This window comes from Halovenus anhuiensis (assembly GCF_037080055.1).
In the GTDB taxonomy this organism is placed as follows: Archaea; Halobacteriota; Halobacteria; order Halobacteriales; family Haloarculaceae; genus Halovenus.
Genome location: NZ_JBAOJI010000002.1, coordinates 550232 through 570902 on the forward strand (window position 1 = coordinate 550232; position 20671 = coordinate 570902).

26 protein-coding genes and 1 tRNA gene are annotated in these 20671 nt (G+C 62.2%); 11 read left to right on the forward strand and 16 right to left on the reverse strand.

Annotated features, from left to right (window positions below):
* Positions 1 to 5: 5 nt before the first annotated feature.
* From V8P86_RS08540 to purE, 3 genes are all read right to left on the reverse strand, one after another.
* Positions 6 to 2204, reverse strand: a complete 2199-nt coding sequence (locus V8P86_RS08540) for an LUD domain-containing protein (protein WP_336326833.1) — start codon at positions 2202 to 2204, stop codon at positions 6 to 8.
* The gene (locus V8P86_RS08545) at positions 2201 to 2719 is read right to left on the reverse strand and encodes an LUD domain-containing protein (protein WP_336326834.1); all 519 of its coding nucleotides are present in this window, start codon (positions 2717 to 2719) and stop codon (positions 2201 to 2203) included. Before V8P86_RS08545 ends, V8P86_RS08540 begins: the two co-directional genes overlap by 4 nt.
* Positions 2720 to 2807: 88 nt before the next feature.
* Positions 2808 to 3446 carry a 5-(carboxyamino)imidazole ribonucleotide mutase gene (gene purE / locus V8P86_RS08550; protein WP_336326835.1) on the reverse strand — a complete coding sequence of 213 codons (639 nt, stop codon included), beginning with the start codon at positions 3444 to 3446 and terminating at the stop codon, positions 2808 to 2810.
* A gap of 138 nt (positions 3447 to 3584) precedes the next feature.
* Between purE and V8P86_RS08555 the strand changes: the two genes are divergently transcribed.
* The 3 genes from V8P86_RS08555 to rtcA all read left to right on the forward strand — a co-directional run bounded on the left by V8P86_RS08555 (position 3585) and on the right by rtcA (position 5324).
* Complete coding sequence (locus V8P86_RS08555) at positions 3585 to 3812, forward strand: DUF7557 family protein (protein ID WP_336326836.1); 228 nt, start codon at positions 3585 to 3587, stop codon at positions 3810 to 3812.
* Entirely contained in the window at positions 3812 to 4216 is a 405-nt protein-coding gene (locus tag V8P86_RS08560; protein WP_336326837.1) for a PIN domain-containing protein, read from the forward strand. The genes V8P86_RS08555 and V8P86_RS08560 overlap by 1 nt, the downstream gene beginning before the upstream one ends.
* 88 nt (positions 4217 to 4304) lie before the next feature.
* The gene (gene rtcA / locus V8P86_RS08565; protein ID WP_336326838.1) at positions 4305 to 5324 is read left to right on the forward strand and encodes an RNA 3'-terminal phosphate cyclase; all 1020 of its coding nucleotides are present in this window, start codon (positions 4305 to 4307) and stop codon (positions 5322 to 5324) included.
* Here rtcA and V8P86_RS08570 read toward each other — a convergent pair.
* The 7 genes from V8P86_RS08570 to V8P86_RS08600 form a co-directional block, all read right to left on the reverse strand.
* Positions 5313 to 5519 (reverse strand): DUF8149 family protein, encoded by a 207-nt coding sequence (locus V8P86_RS08570; RefSeq protein WP_336326839.1) that lies wholly within the window; start codon positions 5517 to 5519, stop codon positions 5313 to 5315. The two genes, rtcA and V8P86_RS08570, sit on opposite strands and share 12 nt — an antisense overlap.
* 75 nt (positions 5520 to 5594) lie before the next feature.
* Positions 5595 to 5777, reverse strand: coding sequence for a DUF7836 family putative zinc-binding protein (locus V8P86_RS08575; protein ID WP_336326840.1), 183 nt, complete (start codon positions 5775 to 5777; stop codon positions 5595 to 5597).
* Between the two features lie 111 nt (positions 5778 to 5888).
* A complete protein-coding gene (locus V8P86_RS08580; protein ID WP_336326841.1) occupies positions 5889 to 6266 on the reverse strand; it encodes a type II toxin-antitoxin system VapC family toxin in 378 nt (125 codons plus the stop codon).
* Complete coding sequence (locus tag V8P86_RS08585; RefSeq protein WP_336326842.1) at positions 6263 to 6520, reverse strand: AbrB/MazE/SpoVT family DNA-binding domain-containing protein; 258 nt, start codon at positions 6518 to 6520, stop codon at positions 6263 to 6265. Before V8P86_RS08585 ends, V8P86_RS08580 begins: the two co-directional genes overlap by 4 nt.
* A gap of 106 nt (positions 6521 to 6626) precedes the next feature.
* Positions 6627 to 7886 (reverse strand): saccharopine dehydrogenase family protein, encoded by a 1260-nt coding sequence (locus V8P86_RS08590; RefSeq protein ID WP_336326843.1) that lies wholly within the window; start codon positions 7884 to 7886, stop codon positions 6627 to 6629.
* A 350-nt stretch (positions 7887 to 8236) separates the two neighbouring features.
* Positions 8237 to 8317 (reverse strand) — tRNA-Ser (locus V8P86_RS08595).
* Positions 8318 to 8375: 58 nt separating this feature from the next.
* On the reverse strand, positions 8376 to 8777 hold the full coding sequence (locus V8P86_RS08600) for a DUF7471 family protein (RefSeq protein ID WP_336326844.1): 402 nt from the start codon (positions 8775 to 8777) through the stop codon (positions 8376 to 8378).
* Between the two features lie 163 nt (positions 8778 to 8940).
* On the opposite strand from V8P86_RS08600, the gene V8P86_RS08605 reads away from it, so the two are divergent.
* The 6 genes from V8P86_RS08605 (at position 8941) to V8P86_RS08630 (ending at position 14509) form a co-directional block, all read left to right on the forward strand.
* Positions 8941 to 9459, forward strand: a complete 519-nt coding sequence (locus tag V8P86_RS08605) for a winged helix-turn-helix transcriptional regulator (RefSeq protein ID WP_336326845.1) — start codon at positions 8941 to 8943, stop codon at positions 9457 to 9459.
* Between the two features lie 79 nt (positions 9460 to 9538).
* Positions 9539 to 10180 carry a nitrous oxide reductase accessory protein NosL gene (locus V8P86_RS08610; RefSeq protein WP_336326846.1) on the forward strand — a complete coding sequence of 214 codons (642 nt, stop codon included), beginning with the start codon at positions 9539 to 9541 and terminating at the stop codon, positions 10178 to 10180.
* Between the two features lie 79 nt (positions 10181 to 10259).
* The gene (locus tag V8P86_RS08615; protein ID WP_336326847.1) at positions 10260 to 12161 is read left to right on the forward strand and encodes a NosD domain-containing protein; all 1902 of its coding nucleotides are present in this window, start codon (positions 10260 to 10262) and stop codon (positions 12159 to 12161) included.
* Positions 12151 to 12915, forward strand: a complete 765-nt coding sequence (locus V8P86_RS08620; protein ID WP_336326848.1) for an ABC transporter ATP-binding protein — start codon at positions 12151 to 12153, stop codon at positions 12913 to 12915. Before V8P86_RS08615 ends, V8P86_RS08620 begins: the two co-directional genes overlap by 11 nt.
* Positions 12912 to 13733, forward strand: a complete 822-nt coding sequence (locus V8P86_RS08625; RefSeq protein WP_336326849.1) for an ABC transporter permease — start codon at positions 12912 to 12914, stop codon at positions 13731 to 13733. Before V8P86_RS08620 ends, V8P86_RS08625 begins: the two co-directional genes overlap by 4 nt.
* Positions 13734 to 13804: 71 nt before the next feature.
* Positions 13805 to 14509 (forward strand): CehA/McbA family metallohydrolase, encoded by a 705-nt coding sequence (locus V8P86_RS08630; protein WP_336326850.1) that lies wholly within the window; start codon positions 13805 to 13807, stop codon positions 14507 to 14509.
* 9 nt (positions 14510 to 14518) lie between these two features.
* Here V8P86_RS08630 and V8P86_RS08635 read toward each other — a convergent pair whose 3' ends face one another.
* The 3 genes from V8P86_RS08635 to ileS form a co-directional block, all read right to left on the reverse strand.
* Positions 14519 to 14722, reverse strand: a complete 204-nt coding sequence (locus tag V8P86_RS08635) for a DUF7981 family protein (protein ID WP_336326851.1) — start codon at positions 14720 to 14722, stop codon at positions 14519 to 14521.
* On the reverse strand, positions 14722 to 15099 hold the full coding sequence (locus tag V8P86_RS08640) for a Rid family detoxifying hydrolase (protein WP_336326866.1): 378 nt from the start codon (positions 15097 to 15099) through the stop codon (positions 14722 to 14724). Before V8P86_RS08640 ends, V8P86_RS08635 begins: the two co-directional genes overlap by 1 nt.
* A 179-nt stretch (positions 15100 to 15278) precedes the next feature.
* Positions 15279 to 18506 carry an isoleucine--tRNA ligase gene (gene ileS, locus V8P86_RS08645; RefSeq protein ID WP_336326852.1) on the reverse strand — a complete coding sequence of 1076 codons (3228 nt, stop codon included), beginning with the start codon at positions 18504 to 18506 and terminating at the stop codon, positions 15279 to 15281.
* A 105-nt stretch (positions 18507 to 18611) separates the two neighbouring features.
* Between ileS and V8P86_RS08650 the strand changes: the two genes are divergently transcribed.
* On the forward strand, positions 18612 to 19043 hold the full coding sequence (locus V8P86_RS08650; protein WP_336326853.1) for a DCC1-like thiol-disulfide oxidoreductase family protein: 432 nt from the start codon (positions 18612 to 18614) through the stop codon (positions 19041 to 19043).
* On the opposite strand, the gene V8P86_RS08655 is transcribed toward V8P86_RS08650, so the two are convergent.
* Positions 19044 to 19274: a hypothetical protein gene (locus tag V8P86_RS08655; RefSeq protein WP_336326854.1), complete on the reverse strand. Its 231-nt coding sequence runs from the start codon at positions 19272 to 19274 to the stop codon at positions 19044 to 19046.
* Between the two features lie 175 nt (positions 19275 to 19449).
* On the opposite strand from V8P86_RS08655, the gene V8P86_RS08660 reads away from it, so the two are divergent.
* Complete coding sequence (locus tag V8P86_RS08660) at positions 19450 to 19932, forward strand: peroxiredoxin family protein (RefSeq protein ID WP_336326855.1); 483 nt, start codon at positions 19450 to 19452, stop codon at positions 19930 to 19932.
* Positions 19933 to 19952: 20 nt separating this feature from the next.
* Here V8P86_RS08660 and V8P86_RS08665 read toward each other — a convergent pair whose 3' ends face one another.
* Positions 19953 to 20327, reverse strand: coding sequence for a hypothetical protein (locus tag V8P86_RS08665; protein ID WP_336326856.1), 375 nt, complete (start codon positions 20325 to 20327; stop codon positions 19953 to 19955).
* The gene (locus tag V8P86_RS08670; RefSeq protein WP_336326857.1) at positions 20327 to 20548 is read right to left on the reverse strand and encodes a hypothetical protein; all 222 of its coding nucleotides are present in this window, start codon (positions 20546 to 20548) and stop codon (positions 20327 to 20329) included. Before V8P86_RS08670 ends, V8P86_RS08665 begins: the two co-directional genes overlap by 1 nt.
* Positions 20549 to 20671 lie beyond the last annotated feature (123 nt).

The following is a 20671-nucleotide window of genomic DNA, read 5'->3' on the forward strand; positions in this document are numbered from 1 at the left end:
TCCGCTCACTTCGGTGCGATCAACTCGATGGCGTGATCTGGCTCTGCCCCGAGCAGGTCGCCAATTTGGTCCGTACAGGAGGTGCCGCTGGCGATGACTCGGTCTGCGTCCATCTCTCGGAGTTGTGTTTCGAGATTCGAGCCGACATCCATCGCGAGGTCGTAGTACTGCTCCTTGTAGCCGAACGAGCCGGCCATCCCGCAGCACTCCACGTCGCTGGTCTCGATACCGTAGTCGCACTGGTCGAGCACCTGATGGGTGTACTCGGCCAGGCCCATCGTCCGCTGCTGGCAGTGTGAGTGATAGCCGACGGTCGTCTCGCCGTCGGCGGTGTTCAGCGCCGACGGATCAGCGCCATTCGCCAGTAGGCCGTAGACGAACTCCATGATCTCGTAGCTGTTCTCTGCCAGTGGCTCGGCGCGGTCCTCGCCGAGCAGGCGGTCGTAGTCACCGCGGAACATCGCAACATCGCTGGGTTCGATGACGACAACATCGTAGCCTTCGTCGATGTACGGGCCGAGTTCCTCGGAGACGCCTTCAGCTTTCGAGCGTGCAGTGTCGATCATCCCCTGCGACAGCGGTGCGCGGCCAGATCCGGGAACTGGCGGGATGAGAACCTCGACGCCCAGCGCTTCCAGTGTTCGGACGGCGGCTTTCCCGCGGTCGAGCATCATATAGTTGGTGTAGAGATCGGGGTAGAGGACGACTTTCCGGTCGGGATCGGCCGGTGGAATCGTCTCCCGATTCTCGAACCACTCGACCAGCGTCGTCCGCTGAAATTCCGGGAGGTCACGCCGCCGGTCGACGCCGGCGACTTCTTCGAGGACCCGAGAGACCGGCGCGGAGTTCGCTACCCAGTTCGAGAGGGGTGCGAACGTGCTGCCCATCTTCGCGAGCGTCTCGAAGTTGCCGAAGAGTCGCTTCTGCAGCCCAGGCCCGGACGTTTCTGTATCTGGCGTCAACCCGTCGACGAGGAAGTCCATCGGCACATCCTCGTCGTCGTTGATCCGGTCGCGGACGACCGTGTTGATCCACGGGATGTCGATGTTTACGGGGCAGGCCTCGACACACCGCGAACAGCCGGTACAGAGGTCGTTGAACTCCGCCGCCGAGTCTTGCCCGTGGACGCCGGCTTCCCACCCCGTCGCGATGCCGCCGGAGTAGGTCTCCCCGCCGAAGGCGTGGCCGCCGACAGACTGGAAGTTCGCGCAGGTGTTCGAGCAGGCCGAACACCGGATGCAGTACAGCGTCTCCTTCAGATCCTCGTCCTCGCGCATCGCCATCCGGCCGTTGTCGATGAGCACGAGATGGAACTCTCGCTCCTCGCCGTCGCCAGCAATCGGCGATTCGGAATCGTCGAAATCGACGGTCGGCCCGTCGATGGGTGGGGTCAAAAGCGAGATGTAACTAGTGATATCCTGGCCCGTCCCGGAGCGACCGATCAGTTCGATGAATGGCTGGAGATCCTCCACGGTCGGAACGATCTTCTCAACGCCGGCGACTGCAATCTGGGTGTCCGGCACCGTCACCGTCTTGCGGGCGTTACCCTCACTCGTGACGAGCGCCATCGTCCCGGAGTCGGCGGTGATGAAATTCGCGCCGGTCATGCCCACGTCGGCGTCTTTGATCAGTTCGCCCAACTGCTCGCGGGCGAACATCGTCAGCTCCTCGGCGGTTTCGAGTTCCTCGTCGGGCTCGAAGTACTCGTTGAACAGCGTTGCAATCTCTGCCCGGGACTTGTGAATCGCCGGTGCGACGATGTGACTCGGCGCTTCCTCGGCGACCTGCAGGACCCACTCACCGAGGTCGGTCTCGACCACGTCGACGCCCTCGCGTTCGAGATGTTCGTTGACCTCGATCTCCTCGCTGGTCATCGACTTGCTTTTGACCAGTCGCTCTGCGTCCTGCTGGGCGCAGAGTTCTGCGATGTACTCGTTGGCGTCGGCGGCGTCTTCGGCGATGTAGACGGTTCCGCCGTTCGCTTCGATGGTCGCGGTGAGGTCGTCGATGAGTTCGGGCAGGCGCTCGATGGCGTCTTCCTTGATCGCCCGCGCCTCGTCTTTCAGCCCCTCGTAGTCTTCGAGTTTCGCGACGGATTCGTACCGTCCGGCGTTGAAGCCACGGGTGTTCGTTCCGACCGCTTCTCCCTCGGTCGCCATGATGTGCCGAATGTGCTCGGCTTTGCTGTCACGTTGTGAGCTCATGAGATAATGATCAGTTCGACCGCTTTCGGCCCGTGTGCGCCCTGTACGAGTGCTCCCATGTCCGCGGTCGCCGACGGCCCAGTCGCGAGAATCGCGGAGCTACGGTCCTCACGAGCCCGCGCACCGATGTGCTCGAAGGCTGCGGTCATATCCGGGACGATATCCTCCTCGCGCAACACCGCGACGTGGAGGTCGTTGAACAGGCTGACTGGCTCGCTCCCCGCTTCGTCCGTCCGGAGGAGGATACTTCCGTACTCGGCAACCGCGAGTTCTGCGGCCGTGACGCCGGTCGTCGCTGCATCGAGATCCGCCGCAGTCGGTTCTATCGCGACGCTATCTGGGAGTTCGACACCCTCCCACGGCAGCGCGGTTCCGACTGCTGGTTGTTCGATGGCCTCCTCGATTGCCGCGGTGACCCCCGATGGCGATACTTCCGTGATCCCGACGTTGTACCGGCGTACCTCCGTCGCGAATCGGTCGTACGCCGACGTGGACTCTGGTGATTGCTGTGACATGTGTCCTCGTTCCCCGTGCTCTACTGCTAGTTTGGCTGCCACGACCTTCTATATTGTTCCGAATTCGGCGCCTACACCGTGCCGTCGATCACCGCTGGTCTTTGAACGCCGGTGTTCCGAGGTCGTGCAGTTCCGTCGAAACCTCGCCGACGCCGTCTTTCAGGTCCTCGTGGTAGCCTTCGAGTCGCTCGCGCAGTTCGTCGTGCTGGCGAGCGAGAATCTGCGTCGCCGACAGCGCAGCGTTGAACGACTTCCCGGCATCGACGGCGACAATTGGCGCGCCCTGTGGCATTCCGATCACCGACTGCAGCGATTTCTCCTGTACTGGGACGCCGATGACTGGCAGCGGGTAGGCAATCGAGGCGGTCATGTTCGGCAGATCCGCGCTCTTGCCGCCCGCGCCGGCGATGATCACGTCGATCCCCCGGTCGGCGGCGGTCTCGGCGTAGGTGTACATCAACTCCGGCGTGCGATGTGCGGAGACGACGTAGGTCTCGAAGGTGTACTCCGAGTCCGGCGGATTCTCGTAATCAGTCTGTTCCTCGAAGCCCAGATCGGTCAGGCAGTCGTACGCCCCGGGCCGCCCCTCCTCAGAACCGGCCATCACGTCGAGATCCGAGTCCGAGCCCATGATGATCCCGATATCGGGCGTTTCTGCGGCCGGACGATCCGACTCCGCCTGCGATCCGAGGCGTTCCATCAGCGCGTCCAGTTTCTCCGTTCCCATATCTCGCTCTCTGCGCGGCGGCCACCTAATACTGCCGAACAGAAGGCGTCTACGTCCGTCGCTGAGAGTGACCTCTTTTTACTCTTGATGTTGGACAACAGGATAGAATTTATGTATGCGTATGCGTATACGCATGATATGGGTGATACTTCCATCCGAGTTTCAGACGAGGCAAAGCAGCGTCTCGATCTGTACAAGCGCGAGGGCGAAAGCTACGAAGATGTCATTATCCGACTCACAGAACGCGACAAGTGGGCCGGATTTGGCGTTCTCTCGGAGACGGATACTGACACGAGAGAGGCGATGGATACGGTTCGAGAAAAGATGCGAGGAAATGTGGAAGACGATATCGACGAACTGGAATAATGTTGGTTTTTGATAACAATCTCCTCAGCGATTATCTAGACGGGAAGGATACAGCCCGTCAGTTCCTCCACCAGTACGAGCAGACTGCGTGGGCAGTTCCGTCGATCGTTCTCTATGAGGCCTACATGGGGTGTGTTCACGGATATATCGAGAAGTCCCCACAGGAACTGCGACAGGCAGTTCTCACATCGATGGACGTTCTCGATGTCACCGAGCAGACAGCCAACGAAGCTGTTTCGTTACAGGAGGAACTGATGAGTCGTGGTGTCCCAGCAGACCATCCAGACGCCCTGATTGCCGCGTCCGCACGAGAACACGGTGGGACATTTGCGACCGCAGAAAAGCACTTCTGGAAAGACGAGATCCAGCCGGTACTATCTGTTGCAGAGTACGATCCGTACTGACACGTTGGGATCGTACTGTGAATCAACGAGTAGATTCCTTGATAGTCTCGTCGATAAGTATTTTGTTTCGATCTCTCGAACTCTCACTGTGCTCGATATCGACGGCTCGGCCGGCGGCGGCCAGGTCCTCCGGTCGGCGCTCGCACTCGCTGTGATCGATGACCAGCCGATCCGTCTCTCCGGAATCCGTACCAATCGTCCCGATCCAGGACTCAAACCACAGCACCTCGCTGTCGTCGACACGCTCGCCGACATCTCGAACGCGAGCGTTGTCGGCGCAGCACAGGGCGGGAAAACCATCGAGTTCTCTCCCGGAGCGTTGGCTGGCGGCCACGTCACCACCGACATCGGGACCGCGGGGAGCATTTCACTACTGTTCGATGCAGTGCTGGGGCTGGCTGTTGCGCTCGACGAACCGCTCGCGGTGACGGCCACCGGCGGGACCGAGGTCAAGTGGTCCCCGCCGCTGCTCGGCCACCAGCGGACGAAACACCCCTTCTACCGGCAATTCGGCCTGCATGCCGCCATCGACCGCCACCGAACCGGGTTCTACCCCGCCGGCGGTGGCCGGGCGACGCTGCATCTCTCGCCGTCCTCGCTCACTTGCCTCTCACTCGCCGAGCGTGGTGCGCTCCGCGGCGCTCGGATCTACTCACTCGCCTCGACAGATCTCGCCGACAGCGAAGTCGCGCGTCGGCAGGCGGAGACGGCCCGCCAATCGCTCACCGAGCACGGCATCGACGTGTTCACGACGGAAACGCGCTCTGCCGTCGCGGAATCGACTGGCTCCGCACTCGTGGTCGAACTCGAATACGACCACTCGCGGGTGAGTTTCGACGCCCTCGGTGAACGCGGACTGCTAGCCGAAGACGTGGCCGACGCAGCGGTCTCCGAGGCGATCGACTTCCACGATTCCTCGGCTGTCGTTGACCGCCATCTCGCCGACCAACTGCTGCTCTTTCTCGCACTCGCCGGCGGCGAGATGCAGATCCCCGAGATCACCGACCACGTCGACTCCCACCTGGCGCTGCTGGAGACGTTCGGATACGAACTGCAAGTCGATCGCGTGGGCGATGCTGTCAGGATCGCCGGCGACTCAGTCGAGTAAGCCGAGGTCCTCCGCGACCATGTCTTGTATCTGCTCGGCGATGTCCGGGTCGATGTGCGCGACATCCTCGCCATCATGCAACTGTTCGTTGTGCCGTTCGAGACTGTCGGCGACATCGTCGACCGGAATTCGGGTCGTCGTCTCACATTCCGGGCAGATGATCGGCACGGTCGGTGTGTCCTCGCTGGTCGACATACCCGGGCGTACGACGGCCCCCCTCTTTGCCGTTACGTCCGCCGGCGAGTACTGGGGATCCGCCGTATCGATGATTCAGGCGTGAAACTCTTCGAGTATTTCAAGCCCCTCCTGTGTCTGGATGAACTCGGAAACCGGCCCTGTCGACTGACAATTCTCACAGGTAAACTCGTTGCCGGTCGGCGGAAGGTCTGCCGGACTGTACTCCAACTCTGTACCACAATCCGTACACTCCAGTGGAATCCAGCCGTCCTGCATACAGTCGTGTGTTACTCGAACGCACACTTAACTCTGGCTGGCAATCTCACCAGTTGGCATCGTTCAGTATATTCGCGTTGCAGTTGATCCGGGGCGGATTCTGGCGATCTTTCATTCGCCTTGTTCTTCAATCGGAATCCGATTCTCGGTAACCTCGTCGAACGAGTTATCCGAAGAAATGATCGGCTCTTCGTCGGCGTAGGCAATATGATATGCGTCGAATGCAGTCAGATCGTACTGGTCCATGTAATCCGCTGCTTGGAACAGTACTGTCTCATCCTCTGGAACCTCCGCAATCTCGAGTGCGTAGCTGAGTGCTTCCATCCGGTCGAACTCGAATCGGTCAGAAATCACTAACAATTCGAGTAGCGTCGCCCGCGAGGTGTAGATATCCCCGTCGTTCTCACTGGCAATTGTCGCGGCACGTTCTTGCAGCCAGTCGTCGTCTTTGACCAGCGCAATAAAAAAGTCGGTATCAGCGTAGATCATTCAGAGTCGCTCCCGTCTCTGAGGGCGTTCTCGTGGGCACCCTCACGGGCTTCGCGCTTGATTTCGGCGATTGATTTCTCATCGAAGGCGTCACCGACAGCCTCGCGGAATCCTTCGATTGGGTCGTCTTTCAGGGGAATTAGTTCGACCCGATCATCGAGTTCGACAACACGGTATCGATCACCGTGCTTTTCTCGGATCTCACTGGGTATCACGATCCGACCACGGTCGTCTGCCTCAGCTTTCTTACTCATCGTTTGTATTTAGTGTGGGATAGCACATGTATCTTCCCACAAAATACGTTCCTCCTCCCCAGGTTTCTGACTAGACCGGCAGCGCAGGCAGCGGGATGGAGTCCTTTCACTCACTCACTTCGTCGACGGTCACGGTAAATCCGACCTCACGAAGCCGGTCTCCCAGTGGCTCACCGATCGCCGAGGCGGGCGTCAGGACGCCGCCGGACAGCGGCGAGTCGGTGTCGTCTTCGACCAGACACATCGCGGACTCGCCGAGCATCCGCGCGGTCGCGCCGTATCCGGGATCTCTGTCCGCGCCGATGACCGACTCGACGGTGAACTGGCCGTCCGGCCCCGTTCCGCGCCCGCGAACGCGCACCGTGAACCGGCCGTTCTCGATCTGTTCTTCGCTCGGCCCCTCGCCAGGGTCCGGAAAGAGGAACTGCCGCATCCCGTCACGGATCGGGCTGATCGCCATTCCGGCGGTGAACAGCCCGAGACCGCCGGCGACCACAGTCGCGGCAGTCGCACCGAGGGGTCCACGCCCGGTCGTGACGGCCTCGGAACAGCGAAACTCCCGGCCGTAGGGGTACTCAAGCAGCGCGTTACTGCGCCGGATGATCCGCTCGTTGACCGGCGCCATCGGCGATGGGGCTGTCCAGGACCCGCGCAGTCGGTCGTTCCGCGGGAGTCGTTGCTCACCCGGATCGACACCGTCGCGTTCACCCGGCGGTGCCAGCGAATACGGATTCCGGAGGGTCTGGCGGACGATCGGATCTTCCGAGGCAGCCTCGAACAGTTCGCCGAAGCTGGCCAGCGTGCCGCCGCTCACGCCGCCTTTGGTGTCTTCGACGTAGATCCGAACCATGTCGCAGGGCGCGCCGAACTCCTCGCGGGCGAAGTTCTGTGCGAGCAGCGTCCCCAGATCTGCGGGGACGGAATCGAAGCCACAGCTATGGACGATCCGGGTTCCGGACTCGACCGCCTGATCGTGGTACCGGTCGACGGTCTCTCTGACCCAGTTCACCTCGCCGGTTAGATCGCAGTAATCGGTCTCGGCGTCGATACAGGCCTCGACCAGCGGGCTGCCGTACTTCGTGTACGGGCCGACGGTCGTACAGACGACCTGTGTCTGCGCTGCGAGTGCTTCGAGACTCTCGGGATCGGTTGCGTCCCCGAGTACGATGGGCACCTCGTCCCACTGCTCGCTCTGGTCGGTCAGTTCGGATTCGAGGGAGTCGAGTTTGTTCTCGTTCCGCCCGCCGAGTGCCAGCGAGAGTTCCTCCGGAGTGTACTGTTCAGTGAGATACTCTGCAACGAGGCGTCCGGCGACGCCCGTCGCACCCCACACGACGAGGTCGTACGTTCGGTCTGAATCTGCCATCTTCTCGCCCTCTCTAAGATGTCAAGCGGCTAAACAGCCTGGGTTTCGAAGTGGAAACGGGGCTGCAAGTGCAGAAGCCTCGCTCGTCGGTCGATTTCGACAGAAACCGCCTCGCGGGTCATACTTCCCCGCTCGGCACTTCGAGATTTTCACTCCGTTCAAATCTCGCTTGGTACGCCAGGACTGGGAGTGAGCAGACGCTTCGCGTCTGCGATCCTCGCAGGACTTCGTCCTGCGGTGTTTGAACAGATGCGAGACGGTCGGCCTCACTCCGTTCGGCCGCATGCGGCTCGCGTGTTCAAATCCCTGCGTTCGCCGTTTTGCCACTCACAAGCTGTTCGTGGCAAAAACGCCAGGACTGGGATTTGAACCCAGAATCCCAAAGGGAACACGCTTTCCAGGCGTGCGCCTTACCGTTCGGCCATCCTGGCTCAGTTTATCTTTGCGCGGCAGCGGGGTTAATGACTTTCGCTCTCGGTCGACAACCTGTCACTCCTCCGTCGTTGACTCGTCGGGCCGACTCCCGCCGTCAGCAGAAATCGGTTCCGCCGACGGTTCGGTGTCTGTCGGGCCACTCCGAAGGACGATGTAGAGGATCAGCGCCGCGATCAGGAAATCGAAGGTGTGCTCGACGAGATGATGGATCATCATCGGGGTGTACCCCATCACCGTGCCGGCGCCGATGATCGAACGCAGAAACAGGGCGCCGACAGCCACCGCGATGAGCAGATACCGCATCGACCGGCGCTGCCGATAGGCCAGCAGACTCACCGCGAACAACACTCCGGTCCCGATGCTGGCGAGGAAGACGACGCCAAGGATGAGCAGCGACCCCTCGACGCCCGCACCGCCGCTGTGGAGTGCCACGACCGACGTGATCTGCAGACTCATGATACAGTGTTCTTCTAGACCCACGCCCATCAATCCCGAGGTATAACTCTCGAAACGGCCGCTTGATCCCGACCGCATCATCCCGAGCGGTTCTTGATCGAATGGGACTCAACCGTGCTGTTTAGATACGCTGCTCGTCTAGCTCTGAATAGGTGACCAGCTAGTGTCCAACACACGGTCACGAATCCGTGACTGTATCAACAGGAAACCCGGGATTCACTTCAACGATATCACGAGACAACTCGATATCGCGACCGGGCAGACCCAGTACCATCTCCGGAAACTGGTCCGGTCGGGGAAACTCGACAAGGAGTCTATCGCCGGGCGGACACACTACTACCCGCCCACATTCTCGACGTGGGAACGGGAAGCGATCGCGCTGCTCCGTCGGGAAACCAGCCGTGAGATTGTCCTCTATCTGCTGCGCAACGAACCCGCGGCACCCGCGGAGATCACCGAGAAACTCGATCTCGCGCGGAGTACCGTCGAATGGCATCTCTCACGGCTCGCCGACCACGATGTCGTCGAGAAACAGCCGATGGACGACGAGAGCGCCCGCGTCGTGGTCACGCTCTGCGAGAAAGAAACGATCTACCGGCTGCTCCGCGAGATCGAACCACACCTGCTCGACCGCGTCGTCGACCGCTTCTCGCGGCTCACCGACGAGTTGCTCGACGGCTGATCGGCGCTCGGTCGCGTCCCCCGGCCGATTCGAGAACAGTACCAGAATCACCTTTGCCGGGGCTGGGAGTACCTAGTTAATGGATCGACGAACCGCGCTCTGCACCGCAGCAGCGCTCGGCGTTGGCTCGCTGGCTGGCTGTCTCGGTACCGACTCCGGTTCCGAGGACGCTCCCGACCCTGTCGCGCTCTCCGGGACGAAATACGACTATCAGGGCGGAATGGAAATCGGTGCCCACGGGGGCCCGAACGGACAGATCTTCTATCAGGACGAACAGCCAGAGCCAGTCGCTGGCTCTGCAGCCGTCCGTACCGTCCACGAGGACCACGACGACAGCGACGCGGATTCCGAAGCGAATCTGGCGTGGTTTCACACGCTGGTTTCCGGGCTCTTTCCGTACCACTTCGAGCGCCGAGAGCGTGGCTGGACGGCCGAGGTGATCTACGTCACCGACTACAGCAGCGTCGAGTGGGACCTGCCCGAAGACAGTTCGCGGCCGGTGATGCCGGCGCCGACCAGCGCCGATAGCTTCGCCGCGGCGACCGAACTCACCTACGTCGGCGAGAGCGACGCACTGGGTGGGATGGGGGCTGCGCTCCATCCCTTCTCCGACCCCTCGGATGCGGAGTCGTTCGCGGAGACGTACGACGGCACACGATACGAGTTCGAGGAGATCAATCGCGGCCTGATCGACTCGCTGCAGAACCGGCAGACAGCATAGCCGTGATGGGTGTGAACACCGCGACAGTTCGGCAGTCGTACCAACGAACTAAGGTCGTCAGCGCGGCCAGGTTCGAGCAGTGACCTCGATATTCGGTTCGGTCGCTCGGTCGAGTCACCGTCGCGCAGCGCTCGCTGTCGGTCTCGTCGTGGTTGCGGTTTCCGTCGGCGTGTTCGTCATCGGTGCGGAGGGGGCGACCCCGGATCCCGTTCCGTTCGACGACACGATCAAAGCCGGGATGTCCTCCGAGAGCGAGCAGGTTCTCCGGGCGGAAGGGGCGACGATTCCCCGAGCTGAGGTGTTCCACGCACAGTATCAGTTCATCGTCGGCTACCAGGGCGTCGGGCACATGATCGACGAACTCCAGCGACCCGGCCACGCCAAGCAATTCGGCCGCCCCGTTGCGATCTACGTCTCCGATTACGCGGGCACGGAGCCGACAGTGACCGCGGAGGGGTATCCACGGACTGCGAGTGATCCCGACTGGGTCCGCGCACAGGATGCCCTCTTCGTCGTCGACAGCGCGGCCCGGACGCCCGCGGGCGACGCAGTACTCCCCTTTAGTTCGCGGGCCGAGGCCGAGGCGTTCCAAGAGGCATACGGCGGGAAGATCATCGACTGGGAGACGGCGCAATCCCGGGACATCGAGATCGATCACGCGGGACTCGTCCGTGACCGCGTCGAGACGATGCGGACTGACGGGGACGAGCAGGTCGCAGCCGGTCGGCCGCTTGCAGACCGCAACGACTCCCTCGCCGTCGGCCAAGACGCCCCGACGATTCAGGCGGCGATCAACGACTCAGAACCGGGACAGACGATTCGCGTGCCGGCCGGGACCTACGAGTACGAGGAGCCACTCCGGATCGACCGCCCGGTGACGATCGAGGGGCCCGACGCGACGATCCGCGGCGACGGCAACGGGTCGGTGATCGCTGTCACGAGTGATCGAGTCGCGATCACCGGCCTCTCGATCGAGGGTGTCGGCCCCTCGACAGACCCCGACGAGGGCGAGGTCGACCAGGAGCAGTGGGACGCGTTCATCGAAGCGGGATACGGACACAGCGACGCGGCCATCGAGGCCGAGAATGTCTCCGAGTTGTACCTCGCCGACCTCGACATCGAGACACCGACCAGTGGGGTCGTCCTCCGAGATGTCGAAGACGCTGTCGTCGAGCGAATCAGCGTCCTCGGGAGTGACGACCACCGGGATGGGTTCATGGGCGTGCTCTCGATTCGCTCGCCGGTCGTGGTGCAGAACTCGACGTTCGAGGACGGCCGAGATGGGATCTACATCCACCGTGGGAGTGGATCGGTTATCCGGAACAACCGGTTCGTTTCGAATCGCTACGGCGTCCATCTGATGTACACGTCTGACTCGCTGATCGCCGACAACGTCGCCCGAGATGCGGCCTTCGGCGGTGCGACGATCATGACCAACCCGAGCGGTAACGCCGTCGTCGGCAACGATATCCGAAACTCCACGTCGGGACTCGATCTCAGCGGCACTCACACCTACGTCGCGGAGAACACGCTCGCGGACAACCATCGCGGGGTTCTGGGCGGAACAGATCGCTCGCTGTACGAACGAAACGTGTTGTACGGCAACGAACTCGGCTTTCGGACCGGGACGATCCGTCCCTCGAATCGCGTCGTGAAAAACGACTTCGTCGCGAACGATCAGCCCGTCAAAGTCGGTGCCGGGCCGTTGCGGATCTGGAATCACGACGGTGAGGGCAACTACTGGTCGGGTCGACCAGCGGCGTTCAGCGACGGCCCGTACTCCCCGACAGCACCACTCGATTCCAATCTCAACGCCGACGGCGTCGGCACGCTCGCCTCCTCGCCGGCGGCGACAGCACTCGAAGTCGTCCGAGACACTGTCGCTGGCTCACGGCAGAGCGAGATACTGGATACGGCTCCCCGCTCGGAGCCTGTCCGCCCCCGGACGATCGACGAACTCGAACGCACCTATGACGATTGAGCAAACACTGCCATCGACGGATCGTACAGACGAGGAGACAGTGCTGACTGCCGAGGGACTCACCCGCGAATTCGGCTCTGTCGCAGTCGTCGAGGACGTGTCGCTCCAACTCGACGCCGGGACGCTCCACGCGTTGATCGGCCCCAACGGCTCCGGGAAAACGACGCTGCTCCGACTGCTCGCGGGGATCATCCAGCCCACTGCCGGGACTGTCTCCGTCGACGAGGACGACCAGCTCCGGACGATCGGGTACCTGCCTCAGCAACCCGACTTCCGACCGTCGTTTACTGCGATGGAGACGATCGAGTTCTACGCTGCGCTGGCCGACGACGACCCCGCGGCTCTGCTGTCCCGCGTCGGCCTGGGTGATGCGGCTGATCGACGGGTGGAAGACCTCTCGGGTGGCATGACCCGACTGCTCGGACTGGCACAAGCTATCACTGGCGATCCGCCGATCGTGTTGCTCGACGAACCCGGCAGCGGGCTCGACCCCCGGATGCGCAGGCAGACCATCGACGTTGCCCAGTCGCTTGCGGCGGCTGGAGCGGCTGTCCTCTACACCACCCACGATCTGGAACTGGCCGAGCAGTCCTGTGACAGAGTCTCTCTCATCGAAGCCGGTCGACTCGTCGAGACAGCGCCGCCAGACGCCCTCCTCGACAGAGAGGGCGCGGCGACGCTGCGGGAGGCCTTCGAGTCTCTCGTCGACGGATCGGCCGATGGCGTTACTGTAATCGGGGAGGGCGACCGATGACGGCCGACACGAACTCCCGTCCCAACCCGATTCAGGTGGTCGCGACGCGAGAGTTGTTCACCGTCGCCCGGGCCCGTGGCTATCTCGCGCTGTTTGCGGGCTTTCTGGCGGTCGTGGTCGGTCTCGGCATCACCGGCGGTGAGCCTCGGTATCTGCCGACGATCGCGGATCTGCTGCTTCCCATCGAACTGCTCGTCCCGACGGTCGCGCTGGCGGTGGGGTACCGGCCGATCGCATCCGACACACAGCGTGGCGAACTGGCCGTTCTCGACACCTATCCACTCACGTCGAGTCAGTACGTCCTCGGTATCTTCCTGGGCCGAGCGATCGCTCTCGTGGCGATGCTTACAGTTCCGCTGGTGCTCGTCGGCGGCTATCTGACGGTGACGACGACAGAGACGCCCTCGCTTCTAGCGACCCAGCAGGGGATCGATTCGCCGATCATCTTCGCCCGGTTTCTCGTCCTCACGATTCTGTTCGGGCTGACGATTCTCAGCCTCTCGCTTGCGCTGTCTGCGCTCGCCCGCTCGCGCCGAACCGCGCTGATCCTCGCCGGTGCGGCGCTCATCTTCGTCGTCGTCGTTCTCGATCTACTCGTGCTCCGCGGCTTCACCAGTGGGCAACTTGGGACCGATGGGCTGCTCACTGCCCTCGCGCTCTCGCCGACGAGCGCTTACCGTGGACTCGTCTTCGAGACTGTCCTCGGGACGCCGGGATTGTCTGCCGCCCAGGCCGCGCCGTTGCTCAGCGCTGCTGGACTGCTCTTCTGGTTGCTCGGCTCGCTCGCTGTTACCGTCGCCGCGCTCGCGTGGGAGTGACACGCTGTTGTCGGCTCGCTGTCTCGAACAGTGTGAAACGACTTATATATATCTGGTGAGTACGGCCAGACGTGCTCTCCATCGATTTGCATACCCATTCCGAGGCCTCGTTCGATGGCCGAGACTCGGTCGATCTCATCTTGCAGCAGGCCAAGGCTGTCGGCCTGGATGCGGTTGCCATCACCGATCACGACGAAATCTGGGCGAGCCGTGAGGCCGTCGAACGTGCGTCGGAGTACGGACTGATCGCCATTCCGGGCATGGAGGTGTCCAGTGCGGCCGGCCACGTGCTCTCGCTGGGCATCGAAGCAAAAATCCCGCCGAACCTCTCCTTTGCCGAAACTGTCTCGCGGATTCGCGACCACGGCGGTCTCGCCGTCGTGCCCCACCCCTACCAGGAAACCCGCAGCGGCGTCTTGAAAAACATCTCCGAGGACGAACTCGAAATCGCCGATGCAATCGAAGTGTACAACTCTCGGCTGTTGACCGGCCGGGCGAACCGACAGGCCCGACAGTTCGCCACCGTACGTGATCTCCCGATGACCGCCGGCAGCGACGCTCACGTCTGCGAGATGGTCGGCCAGGCGGTCACTGAGGTCGATCCGGACGAGTACAGCGTCGATGGAATTCTCGAAGAGATCCGGCAGGGTCGGACGCGCGTCAAAGGGACTCGAACCCCGTGGCGGATCAGCTTTCGCCAGGCCGCAGGCGGCGCGAAACGACGCATCAAACACCGAGTCGCCGACGTTGCGAACCGGCTTTCGCCGACCCGCTGACGCCGCCGTTTACTCCACGCTCCGCGCCCGCAACCGCGGGCGGAGCAGCTGTGCAACGGTCGCCGTCACAGCGCCGACGGCGACTGCAACGCCAGCGACGAGTTCGACACTGACGAACTGGTCGGCGAGCAACTGATATCCCTGCAGGAGGACCAGAAAGGCCAGCCCGCCGACCACGCCCCACAACAGACTCGATTTGACCTCGGGATCCATTACTTCGCGGCGATAGCTTCGATTTCGACGCCGGCCCCTTTCGGGAGTTCGTCGACGCCCACTGCGCTCCGGGCCGGTGGCTCCGTCTCGAAAAAGGACTCGTAGGTCGTGTTCATCGCCTCGAAATCGTCGATGTCCTCCAGATAGACCGTCACCTTCAGCACGTCGTCCATCCCGACGCCGGCCTCGGTCAGGACCGCTTCGAGATTCTCCAGGGCCTGTTCGGTCTGTACGTCGATTGCCGCACCGTCGAGCATGTCTCCGTCCGGGGTCAGCGGAATCTGCCCGGCGGTAAAGACCAGGTCGTCTGTCGCCGTCGCTTGACTGTACGCCCCGACCGCTGCTGGTGCGTCGTCTGTGCTGATGATCTCCTTCATATTTCCGTTGGCGACCGGGACGAGCATAAAACCCGCCCCGGCTTTTCGTTCCCACGCCTCGGCTCGCTCTCTGCTCACGGCGATGGAATCACCGTTTGCACGGTCCGCGCACCCTCTGGGTTTGCTTGCCTCAAAAAACGTGGGCGAAAAGATCGCTTCTCGCTTCGCTCGAACCGGTATTATGCCGTCGCTTCGGCGACTTTTTCGATTGCGATCTCCATCGTCACGCCTTCGACCTCCCACTCCTTGCGGTGGCCGTCTTCGACGGTACCGAACTCACCACGCACTTCCTGGGCGATTAGATCCTCGTGCTCGCGGACGAGATCGGCGATGCGGTCGTCCTGCACATCGAGATCCAGTCGGATACCCGCCTGAATGTCCAGTTCGAGATCTTTCCGCATCTCCTGGACGCGGCGGATGACCTCGCGGGCGTAGCCCTCGCTCTCGATGTCGTCGGTGAGACTCGTATCGACGTAGACCTGTCCGCTGATCTGCTCGTCGTCCTCGCTGACGGCGAACTCGGCGTTCGAGACGCCCTCGGGCAACTCTTGGACTGGTTCGACCATCGACTCGTCGAGGTCGGCGTCGAGTCCGGTCGCGTCTTTGACGGCCTCTTCGAGCAGGGCGAGATCCCAGCTCTCGACCCGAGACTCGTTGAGTGCGTTCATGACGCGACCTGCATCGTCGCCGAATGCCGGTCCGAGTTCGCTCATGTCAGCCTCCGCGGAGTAACCGAGTTCTTCCCAGTCCTCGTCGGGGCCGATGATTTCGACTGCACGCGTATTGAGTCGATCCTTGAGCAGCGCGCGCTGGGCGTCGACGGCATCGACGACTTCCTCGCTCGGGGCGCTGACGACGGCACGCGCGATGGGCCAGCGGAGCTTCCGCTCGGCCTGCTGACGGGCGGCCGAGCCGGCCTGCTCGACTTCGCGAACGATCTCGATCTCCCGTTCGAGTTGCTGATCGCGTAGCTTCTCGTTTGCCTCCGGCCAGTCACACATGTGGACTGTCGGATGACCGGCGTCGCCCGTCAGGGCGTCGTAGACCTCCTCGGCGACGAATGGGGTGAAGGGTGCGAACAGCGCGGCAACCTCTTCCAGCACGCGGTACAGCGTCGCGTAGGCGGCCTGCTTCGAGGCGGAGTCGCTCTCCTCCCACATTCGCTCGCGGACGACCTGGATGTAGAACCGGGAAACATCCTCGACGACGAAGTCGAGCAGTTCCTCGACGGCTTTGTCGTTCTCGAAGTCGTCCATGTGCTCGGTCATCGCCGCCTCGACACTCTGGAGTCGCGAGAGGATCCACTCGTCGACGAGTTCGAGATCATCCTGCACCGCTTCCACAGTGGTCTCTTCGGGATCGAACTCGTCCGCGCGCATGTACGGCAGCGGGAATCGCGCGACGTTCCAGAGGATGTTGAGCCGCCGTTGCATCTCACCGGTCTCGTCCCACGAGAAGTTCATGTCCTCGCCCTGAGCAGTCACCGACAGCAAGAACAGCCGCATCGGATCGCGGCCGTACTCCTCGATGACCTCGTGTGGGTCGACGAGTACGCCCTTCGACTTGGACATCCCGCGGCCGTCGGGCATGTTGGCGTAGCCGTGCATCAGCACCTGCTTGTACGGAATCTCGTCCATCGCGGCGGTGGCCATCCCCAACTGCGACCAGAACCAGCCGCGGGTCTGGTCGTGGGCTTCCATGATTAGATCGGCGGGCCACAACTCCTCGAACTCCTCTTCGTGTTCGGGGTAATCCAACGTCCCCCACGATGCGACCGAGGAGTCGAGCCACACGTCGAAGACATCGCCCACGCGGCTGTAAGTCCTCCCGTCTTCGGTGATCGTCAGATCGTCGACGGTGCCCTTGTGCAGGTCGACGCTGTCGGGATCGATCTCCTGATCTGCTCGCTCGGCGAGTTCTTCGCGGTCCCCGATGACGATCACGTCCGACATATCACCATTCCAGTCCTCAGGTGTCCAGATGGGGATCGGAATGCCCCAGTAGCGCTGCCGGGAGACGTTCCAGTCCGGCGCTTCCTCGACGAAATCGCGGAATCGATTGTCGCGGGCCCACGAGGGGTACCACTCCGAGTCCTCGATGTTCGCAAGTAGATCCTCCTTGATGTCGGTGATCGTGATGAACCACTGGTCGGTGACGATCCGGACGATGTCGGTGTCACAGCGCCAGCACTGTCCCTCGCGGACGCCCGTCTGGTCGTCGGCGAGCAACTGCCCGTTCGCGTCGAGGTCGTCGATGATCTCGTCGTTGGCCTCGCGGACGAAGGTGCCGGCGTACTTGCCGGCGTCGTCGTTGTACCGGCCGTCGCTGTCGACCGGACAGAACACTTCGAGGCCGAGTTCCTGGCCGCGCTCGAAGTCCTCTTCACCGTGGCCGGGCGCGGAGTGGACCAGCCCCGTGCGGTCGGCTTCGACGTACTCGGCGGTGTAGACCTGTCCCGATCCCTCGGCACTGGCGTGGTCCGGCACTTCCTCGGCGAGTGGGTGGTCGTACTCCCAGCCGACCATCTCCTCGCCGCTGACCTCCTCGACGATTTCGTAGTCTTCGTAGCGACCCTCCTTTAGCACTTCTTCGACGACAGCCTCGGTGACGTACAGTCGCTCGGTCTCGCCGTCTTTCTCCGCATCCACGCCGACGTAATCGAGGTCGCCGTCGACGGCGACGAAGGTGTTGGCGACGATGGTCCACGGCGTCGTCGTCCAGATGACGAGATTACCCTCTCGCTCGGCGAGTGGGAATTTGACGTAGATCGATGGCTTGTGAACTTCGTGATACTCGACCTCGTTGTTGGCGATGGCAGTCTCACAGCGGGGACACTGGTTGATCGAGCGCTTGCCCTGCTCGACGAGGCCGCGCTCGTGGGCCTGCTCGAAACCCCACCAGGCGGCTTCCATGTACTCGGGGTTCACAGTTTTATACGGATCGTCCCAGTCCATCCAGACGCCGAAGTCCTGAAAGTCTGTCTGGAGTCCTTCCAACTGTTCCTCGGCGAAGTCCTTGCACTCCTCGATGAAGGCCTGTTCGCCGAACTCTTCGATGTCTTTCTTGTTCTCGAAATCCAGCCGTTCCTCGACTTTCGTCTCGATGGGGAGGCCGTGCATGTCGTAGCCCGGCCGGTCGGTCACGTCGTAGCCTTTCATCCGGTGATAGCGGATGTAGGCGTCTTTCAGCGTCTTGTTCCAGGTCGTCCCCATGTGTGCCGCGCCGGAGGTATAGGGCGGCCCGTCGACGAAGAAAAACGTCTCCTCGTCGGCGCGGTGCTCGACGGTCTGTTCGTAGGCGTCGACCGCGTCCCAGTGCTCGAAGACCCGGTCTTCGACCGCCTCAGGCTCGTACTGGTCGGTCACGTCCTCGAATCGGTCGTGACCCCCAGTCTGCTCGTCGCTCATATACGTTGTATCCGGCGGCGGGATTAAAGGACAATCGGTTGTGTGTTATCGGTTCAGACTATTCTGAGGGGGACAGTTTTTGCACATACAGCCCCTACTGATCGTGTGAGCGATTACGATTCCGTCCTGATCTACGACGGCGAGTGTCCGTACTGTTCGGTCGCCGCCCGCGCGCTGGAAGAAATCGACGACATCGGTGCGATTTCGTGGTACGACGACCCCGCCCAGTCGTTCCTCGAAGCCCAGTTCGGCGAGACACCCTTCGCGATGGTGCTGGTCGACACCACAGAGAATCGGGTCTACGCCGGCAAGGCCGCAGCCCAAGAACTGGCCGACAGGGCCGGAATGCCCGACCTCGTCGGCTCGCTGGTCCGTGACAACTACGAGACAATCGCCCGCATCGTCGGACTTGCGAGCGGTCGCGGCCGCGACCCGGACGACGTGCATGAGCAGTACGATCTGACCGACGACGGAGCGGCCGCCTTCGAGGCTCTTGCCGCGAGCGCAATCGACCGCGACATCCGCGCTGAGGCCTGATTATCGCTCTCGTTCGGGCGACTCCGCCGCCTCGGTCAACCGCCAGCGTCGCGTCCCCTTGTGTGTGTTAAAACCCACGAGCCCCCTGAGGGCGAGTTGCTGGAGGTGGACCGTCACGTACGGTTTCGGCGCGTCGAGCGCGGCCGAGATTCGCGCCGTCGAGACGGCGGTCTCGTCACACTCCGCCAGTGCGGCCAGAATCTCGTCGCTCGCCAGTGGCTCGACCGACATACGCATGCTGTCGGGCTGGCCACACCAAAACCTATCGCCCGGTCGAATCAATCCCCCTTCGACCGACGCGAACACCGCGCTGTCACGTCCCTACTAAGGCATATTCATATCCCGCCTGTGTGCGGCCAGTACCAACCCACGCAGTCATCATACCATCCAAATCCCAACGATGCGTATGTCTCTTGATGAATCAGAAGCGCCTGATTTCACACTCGAAAGTACTGCAGGCGAACCAGTAACGCTCACAGAAACGCTGGCAGACGGCCCGACAGTCGTCCTGATCAACCGCGGCCACTGGTGTAGCTTCTGTGCGGAACAGCTCCAGACGTTCAGCGAGGTGTCCTACGATCTCTGGTTCAACCACAACGTCGATATTCTCCCGGTCGTCACGGACTCTCTCGGCCCGCTCACCGAGATGCGCGACCGGTACGACCTTGATATCCAACTGCTCGCCGATCCCGACGGTGAGGTCGCCGACCAGTACAGCGGCACCGAACAGACCAGCAGAGGCATCACGGGCGTTGCCGGCACGTACGTTATCGACACCGACGGTCTCGTCCGGTACGAACAGACCGCTGACCACCCGGGTGATCGCACTTACGGAAACTTCGTTCGATATTTCATCCGCGGCGACTTCTCCGACCCCTTCGACGCGTAAGCGACAGTGGAGGCCCAGGCCTACCGGAACCGGAAGAGTCCGGAGAGAACGCCGTTAATTCGGATCTGGACGGCCTCTGAGAACAGCCTCCTCGTCAGTCGGCCCGGCGATGCCGCTGCCCCGACGATGGCGAGGACGGAATTACCCGTCCTCACCTCGACCGTCACGCCCGCCGTATCGAGCATCTCGGCGAGTTCTGGGAGTCGTCCTCTCTGTCTCTGGAACACACCGAGACAGGCGGTTACCGAGGGCGCGTGCACGACCACTCGATCCCCGGCAGAACTGACCGCGAACTCCTCGCTTTCGATTGTTACCGACAGATTCGCCTCGATGGCGAGTTGCTCCCGCTGACGGGCATGTTCCGCCAGCGAGTCAATTGCGGCGTCGATTGCCATCACTCGCGTTCTTCTGTCGTGATGCGGAGTTCGCCGTCGACGCGCCAGCGGGCGTGGTCGGCGTCCTCGCCGGCCTTGCTCGGCACGTCGACCTCCATGTCGGTGAACTCGTAGGTGATCTCTGCCCCGCGGCCGGTCAGGCGGTCGTACAGACTGATCGCCAGTTCCGGCCAGGTAGTCGTCTCGTCGATCTGCTCCTGTGGGTCGTCACTTGCACTCATACCCCCTTCTAAGGAGAACTGTTACTTATAATTCAGTACTGTCCGACACGCGCTGTTCAGATAAGGATTGAAGAGTGAGGCGGAGCGTTTTCAAAGTGTCTATGCCCGAAAACACCCGCCTCA